The sequence below is a fragment of the Amycolatopsis rhizosphaerae genome (assembly GCF_007713715.1).
Lineage (GTDB): Bacteria > Actinomycetota > Actinomycetes > Mycobacteriales > Pseudonocardiaceae > Amycolatopsis_E > Amycolatopsis_E rhizosphaerae.
Window position 1 is genome coordinate 1 of the sequence record NZ_VJWX01000454.1, and the last position, 5,749, is coordinate 5,749.

6 protein-coding genes are annotated in these 5,749 nt (G+C 70.0%); 4 read left to right on the plus strand and 2 right to left on the minus strand.

Annotated elements, in window-relative coordinates; all coding sequences use genetic code 11:
* The coding region (locus FNH05_RS30380; RefSeq protein ID WP_144592289.1) for a response regulator transcription factor at positions 1-318 on the plus strand (318 nt) is incomplete at its 5' end.
* On the opposite strand, the gene FNH05_RS30385 is transcribed toward FNH05_RS30380, so the two are convergent.
* Together FNH05_RS30385 and FNH05_RS30390 are read right to left on the minus strand one after the other, a co-directional pair.
* Positions 269-730, minus strand: a complete 462-nt coding sequence (locus tag FNH05_RS30385; protein ID WP_246128024.1) for a MarR family winged helix-turn-helix transcriptional regulator — start codon at positions 728-730, stop codon at positions 269-271. The genes FNH05_RS30380 and FNH05_RS30385 overlap by 50 nt on opposite strands.
* Positions 727-2,103 carry an MFS transporter gene (locus FNH05_RS30390; protein ID WP_144592290.1) on the minus strand — a complete coding sequence of 459 codons (1,377 nt, stop codon included), beginning with the start codon at positions 2,101-2,103 and terminating at the stop codon, positions 727-729. The genes FNH05_RS30385 and FNH05_RS30390 overlap by 4 nt, the downstream gene beginning before the upstream one ends.
* A gap of 258 nt (positions 2,104-2,361) precedes the next feature.
* On the opposite strand from FNH05_RS30390, the gene FNH05_RS30395 reads away from it, so the two are divergent.
* The 3 genes from FNH05_RS30395 to FNH05_RS30405 are packed head-to-tail and all read left to right on the plus strand — an operon-like array spanning position 2,362 to position 5,642.
* Positions 2,362-3,288 carry a carbohydrate ABC transporter permease gene (locus FNH05_RS30395; RefSeq protein ID WP_186382816.1) on the plus strand — a complete coding sequence of 309 codons (927 nt, stop codon included), beginning with the start codon at positions 2,362-2,364 and terminating at the stop codon, positions 3,286-3,288.
* Entirely contained in the window at positions 3,285-4,196 is a 912-nt protein-coding gene (locus FNH05_RS30400) for a carbohydrate ABC transporter permease (protein ID WP_246128025.1), read from the plus strand. The genes FNH05_RS30395 and FNH05_RS30400 overlap by 4 nt, the downstream gene beginning before the upstream one ends.
* 39 nt (positions 4,197-4,235) lie before the next feature.
* Positions 4,236-5,642: an ABC transporter substrate-binding protein gene (locus FNH05_RS30405; protein ID WP_144592292.1), complete on the plus strand. Its 1,407-nt coding sequence runs from the start codon at positions 4,236-4,238 to the stop codon at positions 5,640-5,642.
* Positions 5,643-5,749: the final 107 nt, after the last annotated feature.

The window sequence follows — 5,749 nt, forward strand, 5'->3', positions numbered from 1 at the left end:
TTGCTGTCCCCGGCGATCACGCGACGCCTGATCCGCGAGTACGTTTCCCTGCCGCCGAACGGTGTCTCTTCCTCCGCGCTGCCCGTGCTGACCAACCGGGAGCGCGAGGTGGTGGCACTGGCCGCCCGCGGTCTGTCCAATGAGGACATCGCAGAGCGGCTGGTGATCAGCCACGCCACCGCCAAGACCCACATCAGCCGCGCGATGACGAAGCTGCGGGCCCGCGATCGTGCCCAGCTCGTGGTGTACGCCTACGAGTCGGGACTGGTCAGCCCGCCTGCCCCGGAGGGGTCGCCTGGCGGTCGATGGCGTCGATGAGCTCCCGGAGCGCGGGCAGGGCCGCGGTGAGCAGGTGCTGCCAACCCGGATGCAGATCCGCGAGCGCCGCGCCCAGGATCCCGGCGTTCGCCGACTGCCACCGCCGGACCGCGTCCTCGCCGGTCGCGGTCAGGTTCAGGTGCACGGTGCGGCGGTCGTCGCCGCTGGTACCGGTCACCAGTCCGCGGGTGCGCAGGCCGTTGACCAGGGTGGTGACCGAGTTCGGCGCGAGGTTCAGCACGCGCGCGAGCCGGCTGGGCTGCGCACCCGGGTTTTCCGCCAGGCAGGACAGCAGTTCCAGCTGGGCCACCGACAGCGGGTTGCCCGGATCGGCGGCGCGGGCCGCCCGCCGCATCGCGCGGCGCAGCCGCGCGACCACGTCGGCCAGTTCGGTGTCCGCGGCGCCGGTCACGCGACCTCGCTCCGGCGCCCGCCGCCCGCGAATCCGGTGACCCCCGCGACCGCGCCGGCCAGCGCGAGCACGGCCAGCGCCACCGCGGGCCCGGCTTCGGCGCCTCCGCCGTGCAGGGCCAGCGTCACCAGGGCCACGCCGAACGCGGTGCCAAGGCCCCGTGCCATGTTCACCAGACCACCTCCGGTCGCCGACGAGCGGGCCGGGATCGCCGCCATGATCGACGAGTTGTTCGCCGGGATGAACACCCCGAGGCCGATCCCCACGGCGAACAGTAGCGGTCCGGCGAGCACGGGGGAGTGCGGCGCCACGGCCAGTGCGGAGCAGGAGAGCACACAGAGCACGGCACCGAGCATGGTGCGGTGGTGCGTGCTCAGTCTCGCCGGGAGGGCGCGGTCCGCGAACACGGCGGCCAGTCCGAACCCGGCGGGCAGCCCCGTCAGCACGAGTCCCGCGAACCCGTGCGTCCCTAGGACCTGCGGAAACAGCGTCAGCGGCCCGAAAAGCACCAGGTAGCCGCACAGGGCCCCGAGCAGTCCAAGAGACACCGCGGCGGGCCGCAGCATGGTCAGGTCCACCAGGGGATCGGCCACCCGCCGCTCGTGCCGTGCGAAGACGGCGGCGGCCAGCACCGCGACGAGCGCCAGCGCGCCGGTGGCGGCGAGGGACAGGCGCAGGCCGGAAAACCCGGAGAGCGCCAGCAGGAACGCCGTCGAGGCCAGTGCCAGCAGGAGGAGTCCCGCGCCGTCGAACCGGCCGAGGGGATGCCGCTGCCGGGTGCGGGGCAGCAGGTAGCGGCCCGCGACCAGGCCGGCGATCCCGACCGGCAGGTTCACCAGGAACACCCAGCGCCAGCCGAGCGTGCTCACCAGCAACCCGCCCAGCGCGGGCCCCAGGGCCAGGCCGAGCGCCTGCGCCGCCGCCTGCACGCCCAGTGCCGCCCGCGCCTTTTCCTTCGGCACGCTGCCCACGACCAGCGCCACGCTGTTCGCCTGCAGCATCGCGGCCCCGACGGCCTGGAGCGCGCGGAATCCGGTCAGCCAGCCCAGTCCGGGCGCCAGGCCGCAGGCCACCGAGGCGATGGTGAAGACGCCGAAACCGTGGCCGTACATGAGCTTGCGCCCGGCGGCGTCCGCCACCCGGCCCGCGGGGGCGAGCAGCGCCACCAGCGCGAGCAGATAGGCCAGCGACACCCATTGGACGGCCGCCAGCGGCGCGCCGAACTCGTGCTGGAGCGCGGGGAAGGTGAGCGTCACGATGCTCGCGTCCAGTTGCCCCATGAACGCGCCGAAACACACGGTGGCCACCGCGAACCAGCCCGCGTTCCGGTGCTCGCGAACTGCGCGTGGTCGTGCCCTCTCCACCAGCTTCACCTACTTCATTCTCACACAGAACTACCTGCTTTCCAAGCCGATGCCGTGAAGGGTCCCTTCACGGTCAAATCTGCTGTGAAGGGACCCTTCACGGCTAACTGATGGTTCTGGGGCAGAGGAGAAGGGGCGGGCAGAGAGGTGACGGAGAGTGCGCGGCTGTTCGGTTGCGGTTATGTCATCAGGTTGCCATCCGATGGAAAGATTCCGGCCATGGTCGATACCGATGATGTTTGTCGATCACCGTCAGGCTCCGGCCCCGTGACGTCCTTCGCCCTGCCCGCCGAGGGTCGCGCGCAGCGCCGCCGGCGGTATTCCGCCCGCGAGATCGCCCTGGGGGTGGCGTTCTGCGTGCCCGCGCTGGCCGGCCTCGGCACCTTCGTGATCTTCCCGCTGTTCCAGGCGGTCTTCCTGTCCACCCGCGGCACCGACATCAACGGCAACCCCTCACGCCCGGTCGGCGCCGCGAACTTCGCCGAACTGTTCACCCCCGCCTTCGGCGAGGTGCTCCTGCACACGCTCGTGTTCACCGTGTTCGTGGTGGTGGTCGGACTGGTGCTGCCGCTGGCGCTGGCGGTGCCACTGGCCCAGCGCCTGCCCGGAATGCGGCTGCTGCGGACCCTGTTCACCCTGCCGTTCGCGTACTCGGCGTCGGCCTCGGCCGTGGTGTGGCTGCTGATGCTGGACCCGTCGATGTCCCCGGTGAACCGGCTGCTCCGGCTGGCCGGGATCGCCGTACCCGGCTGGACCACCGAATCGCCGTGGGCGCTGCTGACCGTGGCCTGGGCGACCGTGTGGGTGGTGGCCGGGTTCAACCTGCTCGTGCTCGGCGCGGGACTGGCCGGAGTGGACGACGAGGTGCTGGAGGCGGCACGCCTGGACGGCGCCACCGGGATGCGCAACTTCGTCAGCGTGGTGCTGCCGATGATCTCGCCGAGCGTGTTCTTCGTGGTGGTCACCACCACGCTCACCGCGCTGCAGGCGCTGGGCCAGGTGCAGGTGATGACCGACGGCGGGCCGAACGGGAGCACGAGCACGCTGGTCTTCGCCATCTTCCACCACGCGTTCGAAAACGGGAACAACGACTACGGCCTGGCCAGCGCGCAGGGCCTGGTGCTGCTGCTGATGGGGATCGTGCTGGCGGCGATCCAGTTCGGTGTGGTGGAAAGGCGGGTGCACTACCGGTGAGCCAGGTCGTCGATCGTCCCCAGGCGGGCGCGGGCACGCCCGGCCCGGCCACCCGCGGGCGGCGCAGGCCGCTCAACCAGCCGAGCGGCCGGGTGCGCCTGCTCACCTACCTGTGGCTGATCCCCGCGGCGGTCGTGCTGCTGTTCCCGGTGCTGCTCACCGTCGTGGGCGGGTTCCTGCCCGAGGGGCAACTGGTCCGGCAGCCGCCCGGCCTGTTCAACGGCGTCTACACCCTCGGCAACTACGTCGCCGCCTGGCAGGAGACCGTGGTGCCGCTGGTGCCCGCGTTCTTCAACTCGCTGTTCGTCGGCCTGGTCATCATGATCGCGCACCTGGTGACCTCGTGCCTGGCGGCCTACGCGCTGGTGTTCGTGCGGATGCCGTTGCGGCAACCGGTGTTCTGGCTGTTCCTGGCCACGATCATGGTGCCGTACGAGGCCATCGTGGTGCCCAACGCGCTGTTCGTCCGCAGCCTCGGCGTGGAGAACAGCCAGTGGAGCCTGGTGCTGCCGTTTCTGGCCAACGGGTTCGGCGTGTTCCTGATGCGCCAGGCGTTCCGGCAGTTCCCGGCCGAGCTGGCCGACGCCGCGCGGATCGACGGCTGCGGGCACCTGCGTTTCCTGGGCACCATCGTGCTGCCCTCGGTGCGGCCTTCGCTGACCGCGCTGGCGGTGTGGTCGTTCCTGCAGGGCTGGAACATGTACTTCTGGCCGCTGATCATCTCCTCGTCGAACAACTCGATGAACACCCTGCAGACCGCGGTCTTCGCGTTGAAGGCCAACGGAAACGGTACCCAGCAGGCACTCGTCCTCGCCGGGGTCACCATCACCCTGATCCCCACCCTGCTCCTGGTGATCTTCGGGCAGCGGTGGCTCGTGCGCGGGTTCATGGCGGGAGCCGTGAAGTAACCCGGACGGCAGCGTCCACTGTGGAAGGAAGGAACGACAGTGCGGAATTCCCTGCGCCGAGGTCTCGGCGCGCTCGCGCTCGTGCTGGCCGCGGCCACCGCCGCGACGGCCTGTTCGACGGCCGCGAACTCCGGCGGCGGCTCGTCGGACACCGTCACCGCGCCCGGCGCCGACGCCCTCAACGGCAAGGGCGAGGTGGACATCACCTTCTGGCACGCGATGAGCGGCACCAACGGGCAGACGCTGCAGCGGCTGGTGGACCAGTTCAACCAGCAGAACCAGGGCAGGATCAAGGTCACGCTGAACTACAAGGGCCAGTACGACACCGCGCTGGCGGCGTACAAGAACGCCTCCGCGCAGCAGCGGCCCGACCTGATGCAGATGTACGACATCGGCACCCGGTACATGATCGACTCCAAGACGGTCGTGCCGATGCAGTCGTTCATCGACGTCGACCACTACGACGTGTCGGACATCCAGCCGAACATCGCGGGGTACTACACCGTCGACAAGAAGCTGTACTCGATGCCGTTCAACACTTCGATGCCGCTGCTGTACGTCAACCGCGAGGCGTTCACCAAGGCCGGCCTCGACCCGGACAAGCCGCCCGCGACGCTGGACGAGATCACCGCGGCCGCCCGCAAGATCAAGGAGACGCCGGGGGAGACCGTGCAGTACGGTTTCGGCGCCACGCTCTACGGCTGGTTCGTCGAGCAGTGGAACGCCGTCGCCGACCAGGCCCTGTGCGACGCCGACAACGGCCGCACCGGCCGGGTGTCCAAAGTGAACCTCGCCAACGACACCACGGTGAAGCTGGTGCAGTGGTGGCAGCAGATGGTCGGCGAGGGCCTGGCCATGAAGCTGGACAGCAACACCGACAACGGCGACAACGCGTTCAACTCCGGCACCGTCGCGATGGCACTGGAGTCGACCGGTTCGCTGGGCGGTTTCGTCAAGGGCGCCGCCGCGGCGAAGAACCCGTTCACCGTGAGCACCGGTTACTACCCGAAGGTCAACGCGGGTGACACCGGAGGCCCGATCATCGGCGGCGCCTCGCTGTGGGTGATGCACAAGGACGACACCGCCAAGGAACGGGCCGCGTGGGAGCTGGTGCGCTACCTGGCGAGCGCGCAGACGCAGGTCGCGTGGCACACCTCGACCGGCTACTTCCCGATCAGCAAGGCCGCCCTCACCGATCCGGCGGACCAGCAGTGGGTCGGCCAGAAGCCGCAGTTCGCCACCGCGATCAAGCAGTTGCAGGGCACCAAGCTGACCTACGCCACGCAGGGGTGTTCGGTCGGGGTGATGCCGGACATCCGCAAGGACGTGGAGAACGCGCTGCAGGCGGCGGTGCTGCAGGGGCAGGACGCGAAGCAGGCGCTGGGCACCGCGACCGACACCGCGAACAAGCAGATCGCCGACTACAACTCCAAGCTCGGCGGCTGACCTTCCCGCTCCGCGGGACTCCCCAGGCCACCACCACGGCCCCCCGTGGTGGTGGCCTTTCCCTTTCCCCCGCACGCCGGGTTCGAGGCCGTGAAGGGTCCCTTCAC